The organism is Rothia sp. 27098_8_27, from assembly GCF_041432805.1.
Taxonomy (GTDB): domain Bacteria; phylum Actinomycetota; class Actinomycetes; order Actinomycetales; family Micrococcaceae; genus Rothia; species Rothia mucilaginosa.
This window is the reverse complement of sequence record NZ_JAPWAJ010000003.1, coordinates 75,705-99,713: the sequence shown is the minus strand read 5'-3', so window position 1 is coordinate 99,713 and position 24,009 is coordinate 75,705. Positions and strand designations below refer to the sequence as shown.

Below are 24,009 nucleotides of genomic sequence, written 5' to 3'. Positions count from 1 at the left end.
TACTACGACCGAACACGGATGCCTCCAGCCGCGCCGTATTCACACTCAAGGATGTATGAACTATGACTGAACCCCGCCTTGCCGAGACGAGTAGCCGTGCCGCGCGCATCCAGGATGCGCTGAACAACATTGGAAGCTGGCTGCTGGATGTCGTTAGTGTTGACCCCGGCTGGAGCGAAATGGTGCTGGACGTCAAGCCTCTGGCAGGTCAGATTTTCGTGCGTGTGCGTGAATTCCGCGACGGTGAAGAGATTATCGGCACTATCGGCCCGCTCAAGGACGGCTCGCCCATTATTGCTGAGGTCCGCAAATTGCAGCGTGCCGCCTACGACGGTAACCGCGGCACCTGGTTCACCGCCTCCATCGTGGTGGCGGCAACCGGCTGGCCCAACCCGCAGTTCAGCGTGGGGGCCTCCTATAACCGTGACGATGAGCCTGCCAGCTGGAAGAATGAAGGCACCCTGACCGCAACTGACGTGCGTGAGCACCTGGCTGAGTTCCCTCGTGATGCTTCGCGTATCCCTCAGTGGGCTCGTGAGCGTATGGAGGGCCGTGCACGCCATTCTGCCGCAGAATCACTGTCTTCGAGCGAGCACGAGATTCCGAACCCCTACCTGGTCGCTGCCTTGGAGACCTTCCGTAACGATGTGCAGGAGCGAACCCTCATTAACGTGGTCCGCACGATGCTCGGTGGCGACGTTCTACTGGATGCGACCGGTTCCCTGCTAATTCCTTCTGAAACCGACCTGATGGGCCCCGAATCGGTACTGACCCACCAGGTCATTCGTATGCCCGAGACCGGTATGCAGGCGCTGTGTGTCTTCTCCTCCTCCGAGCACATTGGTAAGAGCTACGTGCGTCAGGAATCCGAGGGCGACGAGCTGATTCTGCGCGAACCGGCGATGAAGGTCTTCATTGACTTCCTCAACAATGAGGCGCTGGACCTGATCGTGGTTGACCCCGGCACCGATCACGAGTGCTACATTGAGCGCGCTCAGGTGCAGTGGATTATCACTTCTCCCCGCAATGATGGCGCGAAAATGGCGCTGGTGCAGGACAACATGCAGATGCTACTCGGCTCGCTGGTGTCCCCGGCGTCCGTGCTGCTGGTGGGTGTTGACCCTGCCGACCCGTCCGGTACCTCCTTCGTGTTTGACCCGGATGAGAACGGCAACCCGCAGAGCCTGCTGGTGTTCACCTCGGCCATTGAGATTGCGGCACTGGACCCGCATATTGAGGTGCGTTCGGCGAACGCCCTGGATATTCTGCGTTACGCCCTGGAGATCGGTGCACCGAGCGTGAAGGTGAACGCGATTAACCCCTCCACGGTGTTGACCGCGGCGCAGATCCGCGAGCTGTTGGAGATTGTGGGCTCTCAGCCCCGTATGGGCGCCTAAGTTCGTGCATTGAATAACAGCTCCTGCATTAAATAACTTAAACCGTTGAGGCGGCGACACTGCTTGTGTCGCCGCCTCAACGGTTTAAAACGCTCATGACCGAGCCTGCCCGAGACTCCCGGGGCTATAGGGTTATGCCGCCAGGATGCGTGCTGCCGCTTCCTGCTGGGTGCGGGCGAGTGCCGCCTCCTGCTCGGTCTGGCAGTCTACACATACGCCCTGGTAGAGCACGTCTGCGCTGAAGAGCGCCATACCGTGAAAATCGCTGGGGGTCAGGCAGGGCGCGGAGCCGACCGCGCAGTCCACATCTTCGACCTTGCCGCAACGTACGCAGAAGGCGTGGTGGTGGTTGTCGCCCGTGCGGGTTTCGTAGAGTGCGGGGGTTCCCGGCGGCTCAAACTTGCGCAGCAGGTCGATGTCGGTCAGGTCGGCAAGAATCACGTAGACCGACTGAACCGTGATGGCGGGGATGCGCTCGCGGACTGCCTGCACGATGGTGTCCGCGGTGGAGTGCGGGTGCTCCTGTACTGCGTGGAGTACGGCGAGGCGCTGCTTGGTGACGCGGCGGCCCCTGGCGCGCAGTCCGGTGGTCCATGCTTCTTCGAGCTGTTCGGGGCTCATTGCGGAGAGCAGGGGCAGGCCGGTGGTGTGGGCGCAACCGGTGTTGTGATGGTCTGGGTGCTGGGTCTTCTTCGTGTCGGAGGTTGTCTTTGCGTCGGTCATAGGTTTAAGTCTACACATTATTATGAGAAATTCATCATTATCTTATGAAAAACTCATAATAAGCCGGCAGGGCGTCCCTTTCATCCACTCTGTGGCGCCCCTCCTCGTCCCGGTCTCGGGTGTGAAGAGATGCCGTACAATCAAAGAACCTAGAGTAACCCGTACCGGCAATCACCATCAAGGAGGATAGGGTCATGGTGTACGACTTCACAAACCCCATCTACATTCTGCTGATGATTCTGCTCTTCGGTGTGCCCATCGTGACCCCGGTGATTTACGGCCAGTACCGCAGTACTACCACCGGTTTTGATCTGGAGGGTCAGCTGATGCTCGGTCTGCTCTTCATCCTTTTTCTGGGCGCGTACGGCACGATTCTGCTGCTCGGTATTTTTCCGACTGCTACGGCGCAGGTGCTGGAGCAGGTGCCTCTGGTGAATATCCCTGGCGCCATTCCCTAATCCCTTTTGATCTTTCGGCGTATGGGTGACGCTCTGGGTGAATCTGCGCTCCAGAAGGTGCGCCCGCGGGTGCTTGCACGTAATCTATAGAGTCAAGTACACGCTGTACGCACTGACCTAATTGTTCAGGAGGATACCCATGCACAGCCATAACAACGGACTGAAAACTGCCCTGTTGATGGGCTCCATGGTGGGCATGATGCTGCTCATCGGTGGCCTGCTTTCGGCGACTTTCCGCACCTCCATTTTCATCTGGGTTATGGGCCTGTTTAGCTTGGGTTCGGTCGCGTACACCTACTGGAACTCCGATAAGCTTGCTCTGCGTTCCATGAATGCTTACCCGGTCAGCCGCGAAGAGGTTCCGGTGCTTTACGACATTGTGGAGGAGCTTTCCTCCCGCGCGGGTCAGCCCATGCCCGCCCTTTACGTGGCACCGACCATGACCCCGAATGCGTTTGCAACCGGTCGTAACCCCCAGAACGCGGCGGTGTGTTGCACCGAGGGTATTTTGCAGTTGCTGGATGAGCGCGAGATGCGCGGCGTGCTCGGCCACGAGCTGATGCACGTGTACAACCGCGATATCCTCACCTCTTCGGTGGCGGCGGGTATCGCCTCCATCATCGGTACTGTTGCTCAGTTCCTGTCGTTCGGTGCGATGTTTGGTGGTTCCAGCCGCGACGGTGAACGCTCGAACCCCATTGCCATGTTCGTGATTGCGCTGCTGGCGCCCATTGCTACGCAGGTTATTCAGATGGCTATTAGCCGCACCCGCGAATTTGACGCCGACGAGGATGGCGCACGTCTGACTGGCGACCCGCTGGCTCTGGCTTCGGCACTGAACAAGCTGGAGAGCGGTGTGTCCATGTACCCGATGGATCCGAACAACCGCAATACTGAGGCGGCGAGCGCCATGATGATTGCGAACCCCTTCGGTTCGCTGAAGAATATGCTCTCTACTCACCCGCCGATGGATCAGCGTATTGCGCGTCTGCAGCAGCAGGCTCGTGAGATGGGGCAGTACTAAGTCTTTTCTCTGCTGAACCATTCGGGTACGAATATGACCCCGTATAAATATGACTCAGGGTGACGATTGTGACCCGCGATGACGGGTTGGCAGACAAAAAATCCTCGGGGTGGCTACTGTGGAAGTAGTCACCCCGAGGATTTTGCATTTTGGCTTCTAACCGCCTCCCTCACCCATGGCGGGGGAGTGCCTGTGCTTAGCGGTAGTTGACGAACTGCAGGTCAACCTCAAGGTCAGCGGACTTGAGCATTGCAATAACTTCCTGCAGGTCATCGCGGGACTTGGAGGAGACGCGCAGCTCATCGCCCTGGATGTTTGCCTTCACGCCCTTGGGGCCCTCTTCGCGGATCATCTTGGAAATCTTCTTCGCCTGGTCCTGGGCGATGCCTTCCTTGATGGAGCACTCGATACGGGTTTCCTTGCCGGATGCGTAGGGCTTGCCGGAGTCCAGGGACTTCAGGGAGATGCCGCGCTTGACCAGCTTGGACTGGAAAACGTCGAGCACTGCCAGGGCGCGCTCTTCGGCGTTTGCCTTGATGAGGATCTTGTCGCCGGAGTAGTCGATTTCTGCACCTACGCCGCGGAAGTCGTAACGCTGGGAGATTTCCTTCTGCGCCTGGTGCAGTGCGTTGGAAACTTCCTGCTTGTCCACCTTGGACACAATGTCGAATGACGATTCGCTAGCCATGGGCCTTCCTTTCGTGAATGAGGTGCTACTGGCACCGGTTAGTACTAGCCTACCGGGTTGGGGCTCTTGTTCACAGCTAACTATCAGAAATACGGGCCTGTTTTACAGGCGTTACTAACCTTAAGAGAGGACAATAGAAATATGACCACTCCTAACCTGTCCGTAACGGACCTGCACACGAGCGAGGAAGCTCGCGACCTGCAAACCCTCCTTTTCATCGACCTGCATACCTCTCTGGGTGCTGAGCCCGAGGGTATTCCTGAGGCGGAGCGTCTCAACGAATCTGACCACCACGAGATTCATCTTGACCTGCATGAGGAAGATGCTGAGCCTTCTCCCTTTGACGGTATCGGTATCACTCTGACGGAGCCTTCGCTGGTGGCGCGTTTCCGTGGCGTTCGCCGTGACCTGGAGCGTGAGATTGCTGGCGACATGTGCACTGTGGAGCAGGCGCGCCGCTATCTGGAGCACCTGGAGATTGTGCTTCTGCTTGAGCAGGATGGCGATACTCCGTCCCGCTCCTTCTAAAGTTGCTGTAGGCGGTAGCTTTATTTACGGCTTTATTCATGAGGGCTTTATTTATGAGGTGAGAGCGCGGGCGCTGCGATAGATATGCGCGATAGATATAGATGCGCGGTGAGCGTGCACCGACGCTCTGATGTGACGAAAAGACGATAAATATAACCAGATATATAACCTTCGTCACAAAACCCTATGTGAAGTGTACAAGTCCCTAAAACTGCTGTAGAGTAGTCTCTGTTCGCTTGAGCGAGCAACTAGCACCTAGCTAGGCGGCAGGTTACCCGAGCGGCCAAAGGGGGCTGACTGTAAATCAGCTGGCACTGCCTACGGGGGTTCGAATCCCTCACCTGCCACAAATAGCCCGGTTACGAAAGTAACCGGGCTTTTGTGTATCTAAAACCAGTTTCAAGGTGGCTCCCGCAGCGGTCTTCCACTACAGCCACCTTCCGTGGTTGCGCCCGTATTTTCCCGATGTCCGCGAGGGGCTTTCTTGCGGGAGGGGAGGGAGAGCTCACTCGGGGGGGCTTCGGTTGCCGAGTCGGGCGCCTCCAGCAGCAGATGCAGGGGCGTTCGTCAGGATGTTCGCGACACACCCGTGAACCGGCTGAAACTACCGTGTAAAGAGCCAACTATGACGGCAATTTGTCATATCTTTCACAATGTTTGAATCCCAGGGCGAACAATTAGCGATTGGGGTCTTGAGGGTGTAGCTTTATCTCATGGCTACTATTGAAATTACTCAGCAGAACCTGACTGCTACCGTCGAGAGCAATGACATCGTCTTCCTGGACTTCTGGGCAGATTGGTGCGGTCCCTGCAAGCAGTTCTCCCCCGTCTACGAGGCGGCTTCGGAGAAGCACAGCGACATCGTTTTCGGCAAGGTTGACACCGAGGACCAGGGCCAGCTCGCTCAGGCAGCTGGCATCACCTCCATCCCCACCATCATGGGCTTCCGTGGCGGTATCCTGGTTTACCAGCAGGCTGGCGCACTGCGCGAAGACCAGCTGGAGACCGTGATCGGTTCGATCCGCGAGCTCGACATGGACAAGGTCCGTGCAGAAATCGCAGCAGCAGAGGGCTCTGCAGAGAAGAAGTAAGCTCACCACCACAAAAGAGCTTGAACGGGGCGCACCCGCCGGTACAACCGGCAGGGGCGCCCCGTCCCCTTTTAACCTCGTGAGGTAGCGTTAGCGGCCGCGGTGATCGTCAATGCTCATGCGCGCCCCGAAGCGTTGCTTCGAAAAGCCCGAAGCGTGCATGAGCCGCACCAGACGCTGCCGATGCGGGCTGTAGGGCGCCAGCAGGGCGAGCATTCCCGCATCATCGGTGCGCTGACCGGTGAATAACTCACCGACCGCGTGCGCCAGATGGTAATCACCCACGCTGATGGCATCCGGGTGCCCGCATACACGCTGCAGAGCCTCGGAAATACTCCACGGGCCCACGCCGCGCACAGTGTGCAGGCTCCGTGCCAGTAGCGCGACGTCGCCTTCTGCCGCAATGTTTTTCAGAGACTCGGCGGAACGTGCGTAAGCGTACACGGCATCGTAGCGGCTTTTATCAACGCCCGCCCGATGCCAATCCCAGGTAGGAATTGTCGCCAGGGTCCGGGCGGCCGGGTAGACGCGCATGCCTTCGGGCTGATGCCCCAACCCGGTCGAAGGGGCGGGGGAGCCGTACTTTCGCAGAACCCAGCCCAGGGTTCTGAACGCTTCGGTCTGGGTGATGCGCTGCTCCACAATGGCGTTGAGCATCTGCCGGTCCAGCTGCCCCGAGGCGCTGAGGCGGAGCCCCGGATTCTGCCGCCACGCCTGCTGAACACGCGGCGGAAGAGACTCAAAAGAAGGCAGAGCGCCAAACTGCTCTGCGGGGTCGTGCAAACCCAGCCAATACGTCATTTCCTGCGCCAGCGCCTGAAGATCGGCTCGCGCCTGCATCTGCTGATCTGCGGCACTATAAGAAACCCAGATGCGAATACGCACCGGGCGCATCAGCAGACGATGCAGGGAGGGGAGAGACTCGGGAAGCTCGGCTGGCTGCGCCAAACGTTCGGCGTACAGCACGGCCGGGAACTCGTGAAACGGCGTGCGAGCCGTCACCCAGATTCGCTCGGCACCATCCGCGCGGCTCAGCGCACGATACGAAAGATCCTGAGCACCGCGGCGCAACGACCCCAAAGTCTGCGCCAACTGCACCGGAACATGCGGCTCAATCACAACCTCGCACGCCTCGGGAGCCAGGGCGCCGGGAAGGGGCGAAGCGGCGGGGGAGAGAGTACGAATCTGAACGCGCGGCTGGTGAAGAACGGTAGGCTCCTGAAGAACATCCGCAAGCGCCGGCGCATAGGGTACACCAGCTGCCGCCAAAGGATGCCGGGTGCGCTGCACACCCGCTGCCGGGAGGCTACCGGAGGTCGTACCACCAGGGGTCGTACCGCCGGGGGTTGAGGAAGGAATCGTACTCACCCCACCAGTCTATTCCCTCATTGACGACGCCCCACCAATCTACGCCCCCCAACCAAAGCACCAGAAATACTCGGCAGGGCAGGCACACCGCTAATGCGATACCCTAAAAGGTAGAGCGATAACGAACGCAAACTCCGCCACCGGCACAACACAGGCTATGCGTTCCGCCCGTTCACAAGGGCGCCCACGCCCGGACATACACCCCGAGAGAAGGACGCCTATGGCACCGGAAGCACATGACGCACCCTCGACGACTAACGCACCTGAAACGACGAGCGGCACCGCTACAGGCGCGCGCCGCCAGCGTACCCAGAAAAAGCCGCGTCAGTCCTTCACCGAGCGCGTCAAGAGCATCCGCCCCCTTGAACTTCTACCCGGTCTGCTGCTTGCCGCCGCCGTCATGGCGCTGTACACCTACTACTCGCTTCAGCAGATGAAGCACTGGGTGACCCCCTCCTGGGACCTGGCGATTTTCACCCAGATGGCGCAGGCGTACTCGCACTTCTCCGTGCCCATTGTGCCGATTAAGGGGCCCGACTTTAACCTCTGGGGTGACCACTTCCACCCGATTCTGGTGCTTCTGGGACCCATCTACGCGCTGTTCCCCTCGCCGACCACGCTACTGGTCGTGCAGAACGCCCTGGTCGCCTTCGCAAGCTTCGCCATTGTGCGCTTCACTCAGCGTGCCTTCGCACTCGCCCAGAAAACTGAGGATGCCCAGAAAACTGAGGATGCGAAGAAGGGCGAACCGACGCAGAACGCTCAATCCGCAAAACTTCAGAGCGTCATCCCGACCCTCACCGGTCTGCTGCTCGGTGCCGGATTCGCCCTCAGCTTCGGCGTTCAGCAGGCTATCGCCGCCCAATTTCATGAAGTAGCCTTCGCCGTGCCGCTACTCGCCATGAGCCTCGGTTACCTGGTGCTCGCCTCGCGAGTGAGTGGCACCGAACGTGCCCGCTACCTCGCCTACGCCTGCTGGTGGTCCCTGCCCATCGCCTTCGTCAAAGAAGATATGGGTATTACTGTCGCAGCCATCGGCCTCATTATCTTTATTCGCACCGGCTGGCTGAGCATCGCCGTTGACATTCTGATGCCGCGCCTCTCCGCTGGTACCCCCGCTCCCATGCGCACCCGCATGCAGCAGCTCTACTCCTCGTGGGCACGCACTCCCGCCGTCGCAGAATCCACCATGGTCATGATGTGGGGTGTGTTCTGGTCGGTTGTCGCCGTCTACGTAATCCTGCCCTACTTCAATAGCGGCGGTAACTTCGATTACGCCGACAAGGTGAACTTCTCCGCAGCCTTGAGCGACCCCTTCGGCTCAGCGCTTCAGATGCTCAGCAATAACACCAAGCTGGCAACCCTCGGCCTGTTGCTCATTACCGGCGCAATCCTCTGGGTCATTTCTCCGCTCGCGGCAATTGCCCTGCCGACCCTCGCCTGGCGTCTGCTCTCCACCATGGAATCCTACTGGGCAAGCACCTGGCACTACTCGCTCGTGCTCATGCCCGTTGTCTTCCTCGCCCTGCTCGACGCCGTCATGCGGATACGCTACGGCGTGGTTCCCGCCGCAATTCCGGTACGCTCGGTTGCGCGAGTAGCCGATAGCGCCTCCGTGCAGGAGGCCGATGCGGCGGCTGAGCCCGGCCGCCTTAGCGCCCTGGCACGCCGCATGCCGGTATGGGCTCTGCCCGCCGTGGCGCTCTTCCTTGCGGTATCCCCGATCTTTGTGGCAGGCTCCCAGCAGCCCCTCGCATCCCTGGCCAATACGCAGTTCACCGCCTCCGCGCTGACTACGACTGACCAGATGAAGCAGGACGCCGTGCAGAAGGTACCCGAAGGGGTGTCGGTCGCATCTGACCTGTCGATTCTGACTCAGCTGATTCCCGGCCGCACCGTCTACTGGATCGGTCACACCGGTGAGCCCGCACCCGACTACGTGGTCATCGATCGCATGAGCAACTCCTGGAGCGGCAACCCGCCGACCAACGCCGCACAGTACGCGGCCGACCGCTACGGCCATTCCTACGCTAAGTACGCGACCGTTGGCACGATTGATATTGTGCGCCGCGTAGACTAGCCCCTCGGTTCAGCGGCTCAATGAGCGCCCACCCCGCAAACGTTGGGGTGGGCGCTCGCATTTAAGAGATGAGGTTTTAAGCACCTTTTTATAGCTCAAGTGGGACCCTGCTGTACACTGGATAGAACACGGGAACCCCCGATGAAGGTCTTGTGCGCACCCGGCACCCAAGGTGGTGCTGGAATTGTAGGTGCGCCGTACTCACCATCACCGATTGATACGCCCCATAAACTTACGGTTTACACCGTACACGCGGGCTTCTCTTAACGATCTCTGGTCCAGCCTCTATGCTGCGTCTGCTGTAACAGACACACCACCGCCGTGTCAGCGGGAAGGCGAACCACCAGGAATACGTGACATTGCATGTGAGCATTACCCACCCTGTACACCCCTGATCCACAGGGACTACTGTGCGCCAAGCGCAGAGTACGAACAGGCGTGCGGATAATGTGCCGAGAAATTCAAGACCACCCCCAGCAAAAGCCGCTACCCGCAGCATCCGCAGAATACGCCGGTAACGGAGGACCCCTGGACGTTCTACTCCCCAGGGGATGATGTGTGGCTGGGCCGTGAAGGGGACACCCGGTAAGCGCCGAAAAGCGTGCGCTATCCACCCCTACCGTATAGAGGAAAAATTGACTGAGAATACTGCTACCCCGGCCGAACTGAACGCCGAGGCAGAGACCGTTGTGACCACTGAGAACATCACCGAGAACACCGTTGAGAGCCCTGCTGTAGAAGCAGAAGAAACCACCGCAGAAGCTACTGCAGAAGCACCCGCCGAAGAAACCGCCGAAAAGGCTGAAGAAGAAGGCGTACGTTTCACCGACCTGGGCCTGGACCCCCGCGTCCTGGCAGCCCTGGAAGAGGTCGGTTACGAGAAGCCGTCCCCCATTCAGGAGCAGACTATCCCCCTGCTGCTTGAAGGCCATGACGTGGTCGGTCTGGCACAGACCGGTACCGGTAAGACCGCAGCATTCGCGCTGCCGGCACTGTCCCGCATGGCTGAACTCGCCGACATCAACGGCATCTCCCGCGACACCCAGGTCCTGGTCCTGGCACCCACCCGCGAGCTGGCTCTGCAGGTTGCAGAAGCCTTCTCCTCCTACGCAACCCACATGGAGGACTTCACCGTCCTGCCCATCTACGGTGGCTCCCCCTACGGCCCGCAGCTGGCTGGTCTGCGCCGCGGTGCGCAGGTCGTCGTCGGTACTCCCGGCCGCGTGATTGACCACCTGGAGAAGGGCTCCCTGGATCTGTCCAACCTTCAGTACCTGGTACTGGACGAGGCAGACGAAATGCTGCGCATGGGCTTCGCCGAAGACGTGGAAAAGATCCTCGAAGGCACCCCCGACAGCAAGCAGGTTGCGCTCTTCTCCGCAACCATGCCCAACTCGATCCGCAAGATCGCTCAGCAGTACCTGAACGACCCCACCGAAGTTCGCGTCAAGGCTAAGACCACCACCAGCGCAAATATCTCCCAGCGCTACATGCAGGTCATGCACTCCCACAAGCTGGATGCAATGACCCGCGTGCTCGAGGTCGAAAACTACGACGGCATCATCGTCTTCGTGCGTACCAAGAAGGAAACTGAGGAAGTTGCCGACAAGCTGAAGGCACGCGGTTTCGCGGCAGCAGCGATTAACGGTGACATCCCCCAGCAGCTGCGTGAGCGTACCGTTGACGCCTTGCGTGACGGCCGCATCGACATCCTCGTGGCAACCGACGTGGCTGCACGCGGCCTGGATGTTGAGCGCATCTCCCTGGTCGTCAACTACGACATCCCCCACGACACCGAGTCCTACGTGCACCGCATCGGCCGTACCGGCCGCGCAGGTCGTGAAGGTGCCGCAATCCTCTTCGTCACCCCGCGTGAGAAGTACATGCTGCGTCAGATCGAGAAGGCAACCCGCCAGAAGGTCGAGCCGATGCACATGCCCACCGCAGAGGCAGTGAACGAGACCCGTAAGCAGCGCTTCGCACAGCAGATTACCGAGACCATCGAGTCTGAGGACCTGAGCTTCTTCCGCGAGATTATCGAGGACTACGAGAACGAGCACGACACCACCGCTGAGGACATTGCAGCTGCACTGGCTGTTATTGCCCAGCAGGGTCGCCCCTTCTTCCTCGATGAGAGCGAAGATATCGCCCACAAGTCCCGCCCCTTCTCTGACGAGGATTCGGATCGCGGCGGCCGTAAGGCAAAGCGCGCGCACAACGACGAGGGCATGGTCAACTACAAGCTGAATGTTGGCCGTTCCTCCCGCGTGACCGCAGGCGCTATTGTGGGTGCACTGGCTAACGAGGGTGGCATTAAGGGCTCCCAGATTGGCTCCATCGATATTCGCCAGCACTTCACCATTGTTGGCCTGCCCGAGGACCTGCCCCGCGACTTCTTCGACCGCCTGCGCGACACCAAGATCGCTGGCGAGTTCATCAACATCCGCAAGGACAACGGTCCCAAGGGTGGCGGCGGTGGCCGCGGCTTCGGTGGTGGCCGTCGTGAGGGTGGCTACCGTGGCAACCGTGAGGGTGGTCGCGACTTTGGCGGTCGCGATAACCGCCGCGAGGGTGGCTACCGCGGTAACCGTGAGGGTGGCCGTGACTTCTGCGGCGACCGCGACTTTAAGCGTGGCGGCCGCGATTTCGGTGGCAAGCGCAATGACCGTGACTTCGGTGGTCGCGACTTTGGCGGCCATGATAACCGCCGCGAGGGTGGCTACCGCGGTAACCGCGATGGTGGCCGTGACTTTGGCGGTCGCGACTTCGGCGGCCGTGATAACCGCCGCGATGGCGGCTACCGCGGTAACCGTGACGGCGGCCGTGACTTCGGCGGCCGCGGCAAGCGCTACTAGGATTTCGGCTAAGCCTGAATTTGCGGTATGAGAGGCTTGCTGAGGCTATCGGCTAGCCTTGTCATCCGCATATGATTCAAAGACCGGCAGGGGAGCGATAAGCTCTCCTGCCGGTCTTTATGTATTTGTGTGTTGATGTGTTTGCGTCAGCTGTTGTGGTGGCGCCTGGCCAATTACTGGGGCGCCTGGCCATTGCTGGAGCTCCGGGTCAAAGCTGGGCTCTCATGCGGCAGCGCGGAGAACAGGAAAACATCAAATGTGGTGTATGCCATAGCTTCTCCGCTTGCGAGCATTCTTGAAGACCTGTATAGTTTTACCTGTTGCCCCGATAGCTCAGTGGTAGAGCGCCATCTTGGTAAGATGGAGGTCCCGGGATCGATTCCCGGTCGGGGCTCTCTCATTAATTCATGCGAGAGCACGTATTAATGATGTGGCGGTGTAGCTCAGCTGGTTAGAGCGCACGACTCATAATCGTGAGGTCGACGGATCGAGCCCGTCCACCGCTACGCCCCGATAGCTCAGTGGTAGAGCGCCATCTTGGTAAGATGGAGGTCCCGGGATCGATTCCCGGTCGGGGCTCAGATAAGCCTGTCTCTTCGGAGGCAGGCTTTTTTGTTTGCCAATTTTGTCTGCCTATTTTCTTTGCCTGAAACCCGGTCTGCATGCGCTCAGCGCACGGCTCGATGCCAGGCATAGCGAAGCCCCCGAGAAAAACTCGGGGGCTTCATCTTTATGCTCTGATCAAAGCGTTAGGAGGCGCGGCTCACTACCGGCAGCTGGGACAGCAGCTCGTAGGAGCGCAGGCGGTCCTCGTGCTCCCACGCCTCGGTCATGACGATAAGCTCGTCAGCGCCCGTGCGCGCCACCAGGTCCTCAATGCGAGCCTGCGCGGTAGCGGGGGAGCCCACAATTGCCTCGGCGGTCATGCGTTCAATGTGCATTTTCTCCGCGTCGGTCCAGACGGCGTCCATATCCTCCACGGGAGGTGCGAAAGACAGATTGCCGCGCACCACGCCCAGGAAATGCTGCTGCTGGCTCGTGTACAGGTAGCGTGCCCGCTCGTCGGTATCGGCGAGCATTGCGGTGGCACCCACCATGACGTAGGGCTGCTCCAGGTGCTCCGAGGGCTTAAAGTTTGCGCGGTAGGTGTCTACCGCCTCCTGCAGCATTGCGGGCGCAAAATGCGAAGCGAACGCGTAGGGCAGACCCAGCTGTGCGGCAAGCTGCGCACCGAACAGGGAAGAACCCAGAATGTACAGGGGCACCTTCGAGCCCTGGCCGGGAATGGCGTGCACGCGGTGCATGGGGGAGGGCTCGCCCAGGTAGCGCTGCAGCTGCTGCACCTCGGCGGGGAAGCTCATGGCGGCAGAATCGTCGCGGCGCAGAGCGGCGGCGGTCATCGGGTCGGTGCCGGGCGCACGGCCCACACCCAGGTCAATACGACCAGGGTGGAACGCGTTGAGGGTACCGAACTGCTCCGCCACCACGTAGGGTGCGTGGTTGGGGAGCATAATGCCGCCCGAGCCCACGCGAATACGCTCGGTTGCGGCAGCGATTTCCGCCATGACCACGACGGTTGCTGAGGACAGCAGGGAGCCGGCATTGTGGTGCTCGGCGACCCAGAAACGCTCGTAGCCGTAGGACTCAGCCGCGCGGGCGGCATCGATGGTGTTGAGCATGGTCTGGTGCTGGCTCTGGTCGGGGCGGTGCGGCATCAGGTCAAGCACCGAAATTTTTACGTTGGAAGACATAACTTTTCCTTCTGAAATAGATTGCGGGTACCCGTCCAGCCTACGCCTGCTTGGGCTGGATGGGTAGGGGTGCGCCGGGCGCCTTCGCTAGCAGGTAAAAAATGCGACGAAATACTGCACGCCTGCATAGTGGTTGCCTGCATGCCGGTTACCTGCACGCCGGTTACCTGTACAGTGGTCTGTCCACTCTGTGCGTTTGAGCTGAACACTGTGCACAAGAACGGTAGACTGAAATCATGAGCATTAACCCTGAGATTGTGGGCAGGGTCTACCCGTCCGAGAACACCTACGTTGTCGGTCGTGAAAAGATCCGCGAATTTGCCCGAGCAGTTCACGCAGAAAACCCCCTCCACCACGACGTTGAGGCAGCCCGCGCGGCAGGGTACGCAGATGTGATTGCCCCGCCGACCTTCGCCATTATCCTGGCGCAGGCAGCTGACGCGGCACTCATCAACGACGATTCCGCCGGTATTGATTTCTCCCGCGTGGTGCACGCCGACCAGCGCTTCACCCACCACCGCCCCATCGTTGCCGGTGATGAGCTGCGCACCGAAGTTCACGTGGACTCCGTGCGCGTTATGGGTGCCGGCGCAATGCTGACTACCCGCGAAGAAATCGTTGACGCGCAGGGCGAGCCGGTCACCACCTGCATTTCTTCCCTGCTGGTTCGTGCTGAGGAGGAAAACTAATGGTGCGTTTTGTAGATCTTGAAAAGGGCCAGGAAATCGGTTCGCGTACCGTGGAGCTCTCCCGCGCTTCGCTGGTGCGTTACGCTGGCGCATCCGGTGACTTCAACCCGATTCACTGGAACGAGCGTTTTGCTCAGTCGGTGGGCCTGTCCGGCGTGATTGCTCACGGCATGCTGACCATGGGTACCGCCGTGCAGCTCGTGAGCGACTGGGCGGGCGACCCCGGCGCAATCGTGGACTACCAGACTCGATTCACCAAGCCCGTTCCCGTGGCGGATGCGCCCGGCGGCGAAAACCCCGACACCCCCACGAACGCCCTGACCATCAGCGGTAAGGTGGGTGCCCTGAATGCGGATGAGCGCACCGCCCGCATTGACCTGACCGTCACCGCTCGTGACGAGGAAGGCAAGGAGCAGAAGGTTCTGATGAAGAGTCAGGCTGTGGTTCGTCTCTCGGTATAGAGTTTCTGTGCTTGCAGATAGCCGTGTGAAAGCAACTATGTGAAATCCCCGGCGCTACCCGATGCGGTGGTGCCGGGGCTTTTGCATGCTCGGCTGTGTGCTCGGCTGCGCGCTCGCCGGCGCAGGTGGTGGCGCTTCTTTCTGCGGGAGGCGCGCCGGAAAATGAAGGAAAAATCACCATAAGGTTTTCGTGACTTTAACGCGTGGCGGGTGTTGACCCCGCACAACGACCGGTATTCTTAACCTATGACTGAAAAGCTGTTGAGCGAACTGACCACCGCCCAGGTAGGCGGTCCCGCTAAGACCTACGTCCGCGCCACCTCCGAAGCAGAAATTATCGAAGCAGTCTCCGCTGCAGACGCCGCAGGCGAACCCGTCCTCATCGTGGGCGGCGGCTCCAACCTGCTGGTTTCCGACGAAGGCTTCAACGGAACCGTCGTGCACATCGCCTCCGAAGGCGTAGAGGTTCTGCCCATCCCCGCATGCGGCGGCGCGAACGTGCGCGTGCAGGCGGGCACCATCTGGGACGACTTCGTGAAGCTCAGCATCGAGAACGAATGGGTTGGCCCCGCGGCTCTCTCCGGTATTCCCGGCACCGTGGGTGCAACCCCCGTGCAGAACGTCGGCGCATACGGCGTTGAGGTGGGCGAGTTCATCGCCTCCGTACGCACCTGGGACCGCGAAAAGAACACTCGGAAGACCTTCGCGAGCGCAGACTTGCGCTTCGGCTACCGCGACTCGGTGCTCAAGCGCGCAACCGTCAACGGCTCGCCCCGCTACGTGGTGCTGACCGTTGATTTCCAGTTCACCCTCGGTAGCCTGTCCTCCCCGATTCGTTACGCCGAGCTGGCGAAGAGCCTGGGCGTTGAGCCCGGTCAGCGCGCCGAATCCGCACTGGTACGCGAAAAGGTGCTGGAGCTACGTGGCTCCAAGGGCATGGTGCTCAACCCCGAGGATCGTGACACCTTCTCCACCGGTTCCTTCTTCACCAACCCAATCGTTCCGCGCTCGGCCCTGGATTCCCTGCCCGAGGGCGCCCCGAACTTCCCGGTGGTCGTGAAGACTTCCCCGTTCACCGCGGGTGTTGAGGATCCGGATCACGTGAAGCTCTCGGCCGCCTGGCTGATTCAGCACGCCGGTTTCGAGAAGGGCTTTGGCCTGGAGGGTGAGTCTCGCGAGATTGCCCAGGGCCGTGCGAGCCTGTCGACCAAGCACACCCTGGCGATTACGAACCGCGGCGGCGCATCCGCTGAGGATATTTTCGCTATCGCCCGCGCTGTGCGCGACGGCGTGCGTGAACGTTTTGGTGTGACCCTGGTTCCTGAGCCTGTCGTGGTTAACGGCGAAATCTAAACGCTTAACTTCTCGCCTCTCGTAGCGCGAGGACGCATAGAATAAACGCTTCAGAATAAACGCTTCGGGCGGTCTCTGATAAAGAGGCCGCCCGAAGCGTTGTATTGATTCGCTGAGCTAGTGGCGAGGTGAGGAGATACGCACCTGGCCCGGCAGGTAGGGCCTGCGCTTGGGCGCTGTGCGCGTTGCCGCAAGGGGAGCGGCGGGCAGGTGCTCCATCAACACCTGAACCGCCAGGGGAAGCTTCTGCGGCGGGCTGGGGGCGTGGAAAATCGGCTTATGGCGCGTGGGCCGGTACGGGTAGTATTCCGCGTCCTCGCTGTGGGACCAGACAAGGTTGCCGAACTCGCTGGGAACGGGGGAAAGCACGTTGGCGTAGTAGGCGCGCGTCTGCAGGTCGGCACGCTCGGAGGCGCCGGTAGTGGTGCCGGTAGATACGCCGCTGGGCACACGGTCCTGCTCAATGATGAGGGCGCGGACCATGCCGCCTACGGTGCTGATCGCGTTTACGTGTAGGGCGAGCAGATCCCCGTCCTTGTGGTCGACCTGTACCTGCCCGTCCGCGAGGATTTGGGTGCCCATTGTGATGCTGCTGGCGATTCCTTCGCAGAGGGCGCGGATGAGCGCCATACGTGCAGGGTAGAGGTCTGCGATATCCCAGCCGATGAGGGCGGGCGCGGCGGAATTGCCTGCGTAGTCCTCACAGGATTCGTAGGCTGCGACGTCCACGTAGCCGCGGGCGATGGGCTCGCGGTCGTAGGGGCGGCCGTCGCGCTGCTCCCAGAAGCTGAGGGCGGTTGCGGTGAAGACAGCCTGGCCGTCTCGTACGGCGACGCTGAGCGTAAAGTCCTGCGGGTAGCCGTTTTTGGTGCGCGGGCGCAGGGTGATTGCGCGGGTGTATTCGTTGAATTCCTCGGGCCAGTCCAGGTAGTAGCTCATTTTTGCCCCGTCGCCACGGTGCACGGTGAGTTCGCCCGGTAGTAGCATGGCTTCGGGCACGCCGCCGGCACGTTCGGTGGCGTAGTGTTCGCTCACGGGCCAGGGGCTGAACTCTGTGCGGTAGGGGCTGGAGAGGAAGGAATCGAGCATAGAACGTATCCTCTCATAGTTTGAGGTTGTGGCGCATGGATAGGGGGCTTAAATGACAAATGAGCTGCCCCCTCTGACGGCTCAGAAAGAGTGTTCAGAAGGGACAGCCCATCATGTAGCTGGGCGGTTCGTTAGAGGGACTCGCCGCGGCGTTCAGGCAGCAGGAACACGGTGGTTGCCGCTACCAGGAACGCGGTGGAGAAGAGCGTAAAGAGCAGCGGGGTTCCACCGAATGCGACCAGCGGCGGCACAATGAGCGGCGCCGCGATGGAGGCGATACGACCAATGCCGGCGGCGGCACCGGTGCCGGTTCCGCGCAGGTGGGTCGGGAAGATCTCCGGGCTCAGGGCGTAGAGGGCGCCCCACGCGCCGAGGTTGAAGAAGGAGAGCATGCAACCGGCGAGGATAATGAATACCTCGGAGTGCGCCATGCCGTAGCCAGCAGCCGCCAGTGCGGAGCCGAGCAGGAAGGTCGCCAGGGTTGCGCGTCGGCCCCACTTTTCGATGAGATAGGCGGCGACCGCGTAGCCGGGCAGCTGGGCGAGGGTCATGATGAGGGTGAATGCGAAGGACTTCACGAGGCTGAAGCCCTGGGCGTTCAGCAGCGCCGGAATCCAGATGAACGCGCCGTAGTAGGAGAGGTTGATGCAGAACCAGATGATGCACAGGGCGATGGTCTTGCGGCGCTGACCGGCAGCCCAGATGGAGTGGATTTTCGCGGATTCTGCGTTGTCGGCACTTTCTGCGGCACCGTGTACGGAAGCGTCTTCGGTCTGCTTCTTACCGGCTCGGGAGAAGAGCGCGGGGGAGGCCTCGAAACGTTCGACCACCTGGCGTGCCTGATCGTGCTTGCCGACCGACTCGAGGAAGCGCACCGACTCGGGGGTTCCCATACGGATTACGAGCGAGTAGAGGGCGGGAATCAGCCCGATGGCAAGCGCCCAACGCCAGCCGTTTGCCTGCGGAACGATGAAGGTACCGATGAGAGCGGCGAGGATCCAGCCCAGAGCCCAGAAAGCCTCCAGCGCGACCACGACGCGGCCGCGGATAGCGCGAGGCGAGAACTCAGAAATCAGGGTGGACGCCACCGGAAGTTCCGCGCCCAGACCCAGACCGACCAGGAAACGGAAGACGAGCAGCACACCCAGGGAGGTTGCCAGGGCGGAGGCGCCGGTCGCCAGACCGTAAATCAGCAGGGTGAGTGCGAAGATGTAGCGGCGGCCGAGCTTATCGGCGAGTAGGCCGCCGAAGGTTGCGCCGAGCGCCATGCCGACGAATCCGATGGAACCGAGCCAGGAGGCTTCGGTGGGGCTCAGATGCCATTCCTTGATGAGGGCCGCCATGACGAAGGAGATGAGACCTACGTCCATGGCGTCGAGTGCCCAGCCGAGACCCGAGATACCCAGGAGCTTGCCGTGGGCGCGGGTGAAGGGCAGGTTTTCGAGGCGTTCGTTGAGGGTCGGTGCGGCGTTGCGTTCAGCAGCGGGTGCAGAGGTACCAGCGGGTGCAACAGCATTGGTGCGGGATGAGTCCGTTGATACGGGACGAGGGGAGGACACGGTAGTGGGTCGCTTCCTTAGTGTTTAGGCGTAGTGCCGGGCGAATTGTTCCCTTACAGTGTATAAAGGTACTTTCGACTTGAACACTATTGAAACGAAAAAATTTTGAAGATGACGGAAAAATCTCAACATGAAGAAATCTTTCACAGCCGCCGCCCAGCGGTAGGTGCTATTCTCTAACCACCGCCGCCCGGTGAAACTCACCTACGGCACGTTTGGAAGGACCACCCCTGAAAACCATTGAAGATGAAGTCAAGGAAAGCGAGACCAGCCGCTTTCACCGCTGGCTCGAAGCCCGCAAGGAGCGTATGCACGCGCATCCGGTCATGCGTCATCTCTACAAGCCCCTCGTCATCGGTGTGGGCGCCTTTTGCTTTATTGCCGGACTGATTATGCTCGTCACTCCCGGCCCCGGCTGGCTGTTCATCTTCATCGGCCTGGGCATTTGGGGCACCGAATTCACCTGGGCACGCCGCGCCAATATCTTCATGAAGCACGTGGTGCTCACCGCCTGGTACCGCTACCGCGCCTGGCGACAGCAGCGTAAGGAACGCAAAGCCGCACGCAAGGCAGAACGCAAAGCCGCCGCCGCAAACCAGCGCTAAACCAGCTCGCGCTAATCCGGCCAGTGCTAATCCGGTTCGCGCAAGCTATAGACAGACGCAAAAAGCCCTCGCTCCCATCCGATAAGAATGGTAGCGAGGGCTTTCTTATAGCTTGTCAGTGAGCTTTAGAGCTTGCCAATAGCAATCTGCAGCATACGGCGAATCGGCTCAGCAGCACCCCAGAGCAGCTGGTCACCCACGGTGAACGCGCTAATGTACTCGGGGCCCATCGCGAGCTTGCGCACGCGGCCAACCGGAATCTCCAGAGAACCGGAAGCAGCCACGGGGGTCAGCTGCTCCATGGAAGCCTCACGCTCGTTCGGCACGAAGCGAACCCAGGGGTTGTCCTCAGCGATGATGCGCTCGATCTCCTCGATCGGCAGGTCCTTCTTGAGCTTGATGGTCAGCGCCTGAGAGTGTGAGCGCATCGCAGCGATGCGGACGCACAGACCGTCCATGGTGATCTTCTCGTCTTCGGAGCGGCCCAGAATCTTGTTGGTTTCGACCTCAGCCTTCCACTCTTCGCGGGACTGACCGTTACCCAGGTCGGAGTCGATCCAGGGAATCAGGGAGCCGGAGAGCGGCACACCGAACTGGGTGGAATCCAGCTCACCGGAGCGCTGCTTAGCGAGGACCTTGCGGTCGATGTCCAGAATTGCGGATGCGGGGTCGTTCAGCTCCTCGGAGACCTCGTTGCCCAGGTCGCGGAACTGCGCGAGCACCTCGCGCATGTGACGGGCACCGCCGCCGGACGCTGCCTGGTAGGTCATGGAGGTTGCCCACTCGACCAGGTCGTTCTTGAAGAGGCCGCCCAGGCCCATCAGCAGGCAGGAGACGGTGCAGTTACCGCCGACAAAGTCCTTCACGCCGGATGCCAGGCCGCGGTCGATGACGTCGCGGTTAATAGGGTCCAGCACGATGATGGAGTCATCGTTCATGCGCAGGGTGGAAGCGGCATCAATCCACAGACCGTCCCAGCCGGCTGCACGCAGCTTCGGGTGCACAGCCTCGGTGTAGCCACCGCCCTGAGCGGTCACAATAATCGAGTGCTTACGCAGCTCATCAATGTCGTATGCGTCCTTCAGCTCGGACGGCTCAATTACGCCGTCGAAGGTGGGCGCAGCGCCACCAACATTAGAGGTAGTGAAGAAGACGGGGGTAATGCCCTCGAAGTCGCCTTCCTCAACCATGCGCTTCATGAGGACGGAGCCCACCATGCCGCGCCAGCCAACAAAACCTACAGAGTCACCGGGATTAAAGTTCATGGTTCCCAGTGTACTCTCAGGCTGGCGGGTGCGGACTAACACCGTACAAAAAATTTGATATTCGGAACGGGATAATCTGCGTAGACGCTAGGGTGGGCATCCGGCTCGGCACCGGGTACTGCATCGGGGCGCGTTAAAGCGTTCAAACCCGCGGTACTCCGGGTGGAGCAGCCGCAGGCTTGAAATGCATGTCTATATCAACGAGTGAATGAGGGAAGCTTGAACTAGATACGTTCGAGCCGCTGGAACGAGAAGTACATGGGGTTCTTCGTGCCCGACTCATCGAGCAGGTAACCCTTCTCGCTATTCTCCCAGGCACTCTCAGAGGTGACCCGCCAGCACCCGTTCGGTGAGCTGCCCTCGCAGCTACCCGCAGAATCTGCAAGCTGCAGTTCGGGCGCTCGCGTATCGCCGGTAATCTCGTTACCTTCCTGGCAGTAGAAGAGGGTCCGCTCCACCGTCTCCACCCGACCGAAGGCGGGCAGGTCGGTGCGGGAGAGCGCCTCCGCGTAGACGGAGCCGCCGCCAATAATCCAAGCATCAATCGCGGCGGTATCTGCGGGGGTAGCTTCGACCGGCGCACCCGCGGCGTCACGAGCCGCGTACAGCGCCGCATCCAGCGAAGGAACCCACAGGGCACCATCGCGTTCTTCCGCCTCGGTAACCGAACGGCTAATCACAATATTCGTACGGCCCGGCAGGGGGCGAAAACGCGGCGGGAACGACTCCCAGGTGCGGCGACCCATAATCACCGGAGCGCCCAGCGTCACCTTCTTGAAGTGCGCCAAATCCTCCGGCGCGTACCAGGGCATATCCCCGTCACGACCAATGATGCCGGCATCAGTTTGAGCCCAAATAGCGCCCAGACGAAACATCATGCCTCCTCGTTACCTGCAGTTAGACCGCAATCGGGGCGGCAATACCGGGGTGGTGCTTGTAATCCACCAGCTCAAAGTCTTCATACTCGTAATCGAAAATAGAAGGCTTCTTCGTCTTAATGACCAGCTTGGGGTACGGGTACGGCTCACGCGGCGGGTAGGGGTTACCCTCCGGGTCGGTGCCGTAACCCAGCTGCTTCTTCACCTGCTCCAGGTGGTTCGAGTAGATGTGGCAGTCGCCGCCGGTCCACACGAACTCGCCCGGCTCCATGCCTACCTCCTGCGCAATCAGGTAGGTCAGCAGCGCGTACGAGGCGATGTTGAAGGGCACGCCCAGGAACATGTCCGCGCTACGCTGGTACAGCTGGCAGGACAGCTCCTTCACACCGTCCGCGCGTTCGTGCACGTAGAACTGGAAGAGTGCGTGGCAGGGCGGAAGCGCCATATTGTCCACCTCGGCAGGGTTCCACGCCGAAACAATATGGCGGCGCGAGCTCGGGTTATTCTTCAACGAATCAATAACCTTCGCAATCTGGTCAATCGTGCCACCATCGGGGGTCGGCCACGAACGCCACTGCACGCCGTACACCGGGCCCAAATCGCCGTTCTCATCAGCCCACTCATCCCAAATGGTCACGCCGCGCTCCTGCAACCAACGCACATTCGAGGAACCGCGCAAGAACCACAGCAGCTCAATGGCAACAGACTTGAAGTGCACGCGCTTGGTGGTAATCAGCGGGAACGACTTACGCAGGTCAAAACGCATCTGACGGCCAAACACGCCGAAAGTGCCGGTACCGGTACGGTCGGAACGCTGTGCATCCGCCGCGATGGCGTCCTTGTTCTCCTCGAGGATTTCGCGCAGAAGATCTTCATAGGGAGTGGGGATTGCGTGAGTCATAAGAAAAACCTTGAATCCTGTCAGTAGACGTGAGAGACGGTCACAAATCAACCGCCCCTCTATTGTAAAACCCCCGAATGGGCGCAGGTAGAGCAAACGCGCTGAGCATAAAGCCCAGCGCGCTCGCCGTTAGAAGATCAAAGTATATGGATGTTAGTCCAGAGCCGCGCGTACACGCTCCACCGAGACAATACGCGGGTTATCGCCCTCAGTTACCTGCAGAACCAGGGCATCGCCAGGCTCCAGGTACGGGTCCTCGGTCGGAAGCACCTCCGCGGAACCCTCAAACAGGTACTCACGCAGAACATCCATCACCTGGGGCAGCACCGGGCGGTGAGTGCACAGCAACGAGGAAGAATCCTTATCGAACAGCGACGCCACGGTGCGGGCAACACGCGCCGGGTGACGCTGAGCGCCAGCCTCAGACAGGGACTTCTTCTCCTTCACCGACACACCATAATCCACCGAGTACGGGGTCACGGTCTGAACGCAACGCAGCCACGGGGAAGAAATAATACGGCTCGGAGCCCACGCCGCAAAGAGACGGCTAGAGGCCAACGCCTGACGCTTACCGGTCGCCGCGAGCGGACGGTCATCCTCAGCAGCAGCCCAGTTCGAACGCGGCTTAGCCTTCGCGTGGCGGGCAATGAGAATCGGGCGGGTACGCAGCGCATCCGCCTCAGCCAGAGCCTCCAGGGACTCCAGGGGTGCCAGGTCGTCCTCGTTGGTCAGCAGGGCGCGAGCAACCTCGGTGGATACCCAGCGCAGCTCATCCACTTCACCCTCATCCGCCAGGGCGCGGGAGCCTTCCGGAAGCTCAGCAGACCAGTAAAAAACATCCTTGGGACGGCCACCCACCGGGTAGGAAGTCACAGCCAGGGGCACACCCAGAACAACCTGCAGGCCGACCTCTTCGCGAATCTCACGGATAGCGGTCTCAGCCAGGGACTCGCCCGGGTCCTGCTTGCCCTTAGGCCAGGACCAGTCATCGTAGCGGGGGCGGTGAATGATGAGGACCTCAAGCGCACCGTCGCGCATACGCCAAATCAGTGCGCCAGAAGCAACAATATCCGCAGTGTTCGCGGGGGCTCGGTCAATGCTGTTGACCGCATCAAAACGTCGTGCCGAGTAGTAGATGGAGGGGGAATCCAGCGGTGCCATATCTCTCTCTGAACCTCTTCGCTAGGCTGTGCACAATGCCAACGGGCACCATGCTCCGCGTCTAATTGTAGGTGAGAGAACGGTC

At 60.6% G+C, this 24,009-nt stretch carries 21 protein-coding genes and 4 tRNA genes; 15 read left to right on the top strand and 10 right to left on the bottom strand.

All coding sequences use genetic code 11. The features are described 5' to 3' along the window. Positions 1–62: 62 nt before the first annotated feature. Complete coding sequence (locus tag O3675_RS05175) at positions 63–1,397, top strand: SseB family protein (RefSeq protein ID WP_371571363.1); 1,335 nt, start codon at positions 63–65, stop codon at positions 1,395–1,397. Positions 1,398–1,529: 132 nt separating this feature from the next. Here O3675_RS05175 and O3675_RS05170 read toward each other — a convergent pair whose 3' ends face one another. Continuing rightward, complete coding sequence (locus O3675_RS05170) at positions 1,530–2,120, bottom strand: Fur family transcriptional regulator (protein WP_070674862.1); 591 nt, start codon at positions 2,118–2,120, stop codon at positions 1,530–1,532. A gap of 194 nt (positions 2,121–2,314) precedes the next feature. Between O3675_RS05170 and O3675_RS05165 the strand changes: the two genes are divergently transcribed. Next, a complete protein-coding gene (locus O3675_RS05165; protein ID WP_005504804.1) occupies positions 2,315–2,578 on the top strand; it encodes a hypothetical protein in 264 nt (87 codons plus the stop codon). Between the two features lie 139 nt (positions 2,579–2,717). Further along, positions 2,718–3,602: a zinc metalloprotease HtpX gene (htpX, locus tag O3675_RS05160; protein WP_314422491.1), complete on the top strand. Its 885-nt coding sequence runs from the start codon at positions 2,718–2,720 to the stop codon at positions 3,600–3,602. A 196-nt stretch (positions 3,603–3,798) separates the two neighbouring features. Here htpX and O3675_RS05155 read toward each other — a convergent pair whose 3' ends face one another. Next, entirely contained in the window at positions 3,799–4,290 is a 492-nt protein-coding gene (locus O3675_RS05155) for a YajQ family cyclic di-GMP-binding protein (RefSeq protein ID WP_005508322.1), read from the bottom strand. Between the two features lie 141 nt (positions 4,291–4,431). Here O3675_RS05155 and O3675_RS05150 point away from each other — a divergent pair, with 141 nt between their 5' ends. From O3675_RS05150 to O3675_RS05140, 3 genes are all read left to right on the top strand, one after another. Continuing rightward, complete coding sequence (locus O3675_RS05150) at positions 4,432–4,818, top strand: hypothetical protein (protein WP_303939759.1); 387 nt, start codon at positions 4,432–4,434, stop codon at positions 4,816–4,818. A gap of 265 nt (positions 4,819–5,083) precedes the next feature. Continuing rightward, positions 5,084–5,165, top strand: a tRNA-Tyr gene (locus tag O3675_RS05145). 366 nt (positions 5,166–5,531) lie between these two features. After that, positions 5,532–5,909, top strand: coding sequence for a co-chaperone YbbN (locus tag O3675_RS05140; protein ID WP_005504813.1), 378 nt, complete (start codon positions 5,532–5,534; stop codon positions 5,907–5,909). Positions 5,910–5,999: 90 nt separating this feature from the next. On the opposite strand, the gene O3675_RS05135 is transcribed toward O3675_RS05140, so the two are convergent. Then, positions 6,000–7,277 carry a DNA-3-methyladenine glycosylase gene (locus tag O3675_RS05135; RefSeq protein ID WP_371571361.1) on the bottom strand — a complete coding sequence of 426 codons (1,278 nt, stop codon included), beginning with the start codon at positions 7,275–7,277 and terminating at the stop codon, positions 6,000–6,002. 220 nt (positions 7,278–7,497) lie between these two features. Between O3675_RS05135 and O3675_RS05130 the strand changes: the two genes are divergently transcribed. The 5 genes from O3675_RS05130 to O3675_RS05110 all read left to right on the top strand — a co-directional run bounded on the left by O3675_RS05130 (position 7,498) and on the right by O3675_RS05110 (position 12,791). Beyond that, complete coding sequence (locus O3675_RS05130; protein WP_371571359.1) at positions 7,498–9,357, top strand: DUF2079 domain-containing protein; 1,860 nt, start codon at positions 7,498–7,500, stop codon at positions 9,355–9,357. A 635-nt stretch (positions 9,358–9,992) separates the two neighbouring features. Then, positions 9,993–12,212 (top strand): DEAD/DEAH box helicase, encoded by a 2,220-nt coding sequence (locus tag O3675_RS05125; RefSeq protein WP_371571357.1) that lies wholly within the window; start codon positions 9,993–9,995, stop codon positions 12,210–12,212. Between the two features lie 322 nt (positions 12,213–12,534). After that, positions 12,535–12,606, top strand: a tRNA-Thr gene (locus tag O3675_RS05120). 38 nt (positions 12,607–12,644) lie between these two features. After that, positions 12,645–12,718: transfer RNA gene (locus O3675_RS05115), tRNA-Met, on the top strand. 1 nt (position 12,719) lies between these two features. After that, a tRNA-Thr gene (locus O3675_RS05110) sits at positions 12,720–12,791 on the top strand. 170 nt (positions 12,792–12,961) lie between these two features. Here the strand turns inward: O3675_RS05110 and O3675_RS05105 are convergent. Continuing rightward, a complete protein-coding gene (locus O3675_RS05105) occupies positions 12,962–13,963 on the bottom strand; it encodes an LLM class flavin-dependent oxidoreductase (RefSeq protein ID WP_070615238.1) in 1,002 nt (333 codons plus the stop codon). 236 nt (positions 13,964–14,199) lie between these two features. On the opposite strand from O3675_RS05105, the gene O3675_RS05100 reads away from it, so the two are divergent. The 3 genes from O3675_RS05100 to O3675_RS05090 all read left to right on the top strand — a co-directional run bounded on the left by O3675_RS05100 (position 14,200) and on the right by O3675_RS05090 (position 16,466). Then, a complete protein-coding gene (locus tag O3675_RS05100) occupies positions 14,200–14,652 on the top strand; it encodes a MaoC family dehydratase N-terminal domain-containing protein (RefSeq protein ID WP_005504824.1) in 453 nt (150 codons plus the stop codon). Then, positions 14,652–15,113 carry a MaoC family dehydratase gene (locus O3675_RS05095; protein WP_371571354.1) on the top strand — a complete coding sequence of 154 codons (462 nt, stop codon included), beginning with the start codon at positions 14,652–14,654 and terminating at the stop codon, positions 15,111–15,113. Before O3675_RS05100 ends, O3675_RS05095 begins: the two co-directional genes overlap by 1 nt. 246 nt (positions 15,114–15,359) lie before the next feature. Next, positions 15,360–16,466 carry a UDP-N-acetylmuramate dehydrogenase gene (locus O3675_RS05090; RefSeq protein ID WP_371571352.1) on the top strand — a complete coding sequence of 369 codons (1,107 nt, stop codon included), beginning with the start codon at positions 15,360–15,362 and terminating at the stop codon, positions 16,464–16,466. A 117-nt stretch (positions 16,467–16,583) separates the two neighbouring features. On the opposite strand, the gene O3675_RS05085 is transcribed toward O3675_RS05090, so the two are convergent. Then, positions 16,584–17,555 (bottom strand): histidine kinase, encoded by a 972-nt coding sequence (locus O3675_RS05085; protein ID WP_371571350.1) that lies wholly within the window; start codon positions 17,553–17,555, stop codon positions 16,584–16,586. Between the two features lie 131 nt (positions 17,556–17,686). Next, the gene (locus tag O3675_RS05080) at positions 17,687–19,114 is read right to left on the bottom strand and encodes an MFS transporter (protein WP_049327530.1); all 1,428 of its coding nucleotides are present in this window, start codon (positions 19,112–19,114) and stop codon (positions 17,687–17,689) included. Positions 19,115–19,329: 215 nt separating this feature from the next. Here O3675_RS05080 and O3675_RS05075 point away from each other — a divergent pair, with 215 nt between their 5' ends. Then, entirely contained in the window at positions 19,330–19,719 is a 390-nt protein-coding gene (locus O3675_RS05075) for a PGPGW domain-containing protein (protein WP_005508339.1), read from the top strand. A gap of 125 nt (positions 19,720–19,844) precedes the next feature. On the opposite strand, the gene asd is transcribed toward O3675_RS05075, so the two are convergent. The 4 genes from asd to O3675_RS05055 form a co-directional block, all read right to left on the bottom strand. Then, on the bottom strand, positions 19,845–20,984 hold the full coding sequence (asd, locus tag O3675_RS05070) for an aspartate-semialdehyde dehydrogenase (protein ID WP_371571347.1): 1,140 nt from the start codon (positions 20,982–20,984) through the stop codon (positions 19,845–19,847). 224 nt (positions 20,985–21,208) lie between these two features. Next, on the bottom strand, positions 21,209–21,859 hold the full coding sequence (locus tag O3675_RS05065) for a dihydrofolate reductase (RefSeq protein ID WP_371571463.1): 651 nt from the start codon (positions 21,857–21,859) through the stop codon (positions 21,209–21,211). 22 nt (positions 21,860–21,881) lie between these two features. Beyond that, positions 21,882–22,763, bottom strand: a complete 882-nt coding sequence (locus O3675_RS05060) for a thymidylate synthase (protein WP_371571345.1) — start codon at positions 22,761–22,763, stop codon at positions 21,882–21,884. A gap of 153 nt (positions 22,764–22,916) precedes the next feature. Next, entirely contained in the window at positions 22,917–23,924 is a 1,008-nt protein-coding gene (locus O3675_RS05055; RefSeq protein ID WP_371571343.1) for an NUDIX domain-containing protein, read from the bottom strand. Between the last annotated feature and the right edge of the window lie 85 nt (positions 23,925–24,009).

Coding starts and splice junctions, on each gene's coding strand:
- O3675_RS05175 (WP_371571363.1), top strand. CDS start 63: ATGACTGAACCCCGCCTTGCCGAGACGAGTAGCCGTGCCGCGCGCATC.
- O3675_RS05170 (WP_070674862.1), bottom strand. CDS start 2,120: ATGACCGACGCAAAGACAACCTCCGACACGAAGAAGACCCAGCACCCA.
- O3675_RS05165 (WP_005504804.1), top strand. CDS start 2,315: ATGGTGTACGACTTCACAAACCCCATCTACATTCTGCTGATGATTCTG.
- htpX (WP_314422491.1), top strand. CDS start 2,718: ATGCACAGCCATAACAACGGACTGAAAACTGCCCTGTTGATGGGCTCC.
- O3675_RS05155 (WP_005508322.1), bottom strand. CDS start 4,290: ATGGCTAGCGAATCGTCATTCGACATTGTGTCCAAGGTGGACAAGCAG.
- O3675_RS05150 (WP_303939759.1), top strand. CDS start 4,432: ATGACCACTCCTAACCTGTCCGTAACGGACCTGCACACGAGCGAGGAA.
- O3675_RS05140 (WP_005504813.1), top strand. CDS start 5,532: ATGGCTACTATTGAAATTACTCAGCAGAACCTGACTGCTACCGTCGAG.
- O3675_RS05130 (WP_371571359.1), top strand. CDS start 7,498: ATGGCACCGGAAGCACATGACGCACCCTCGACGACTAACGCACCTGAA.
- O3675_RS05105 (WP_070615238.1), bottom strand. CDS start 13,963: ATGTCTTCCAACGTAAAAATTTCGGTGCTTGACCTGATGCCGCACCGC.
- O3675_RS05100 (WP_005504824.1), top strand. CDS start 14,200: ATGAGCATTAACCCTGAGATTGTGGGCAGGGTCTACCCGTCCGAGAAC.
- O3675_RS05095 (WP_371571354.1), top strand. CDS start 14,652: ATGGTGCGTTTTGTAGATCTTGAAAAGGGCCAGGAAATCGGTTCGCGT.
- O3675_RS05090 (WP_371571352.1), top strand. CDS start 15,360: ATGACTGAAAAGCTGTTGAGCGAACTGACCACCGCCCAGGTAGGCGGT.
- O3675_RS05085 (WP_371571350.1), bottom strand. CDS start 17,555: ATGCTCGATTCCTTCCTCTCCAGCCCCTACCGCACAGAGTTCAGCCCC.
- asd (WP_371571347.1), bottom strand. CDS start 20,984: ATGAACTTTAATCCCGGTGACTCTGTAGGTTTTGTTGGCTGGCGCGGC.
- O3675_RS05065 (WP_371571463.1), bottom strand. CDS start 21,859: ATGTTTCGTCTGGGCGCTATTTGGGCTCAAACTGATGCCGGCATCATT.
- O3675_RS05060 (WP_371571345.1), bottom strand. CDS start 22,763: ATGACTCACGCAATCCCCACTCCCTATGAAGATCTTCTGCGCGAAATC.
- O3675_RS05055 (WP_371571343.1), bottom strand. CDS start 23,924: ATGGCACCGCTGGATTCCCCCTCCATCTACTACTCGGCACGACGTTTT.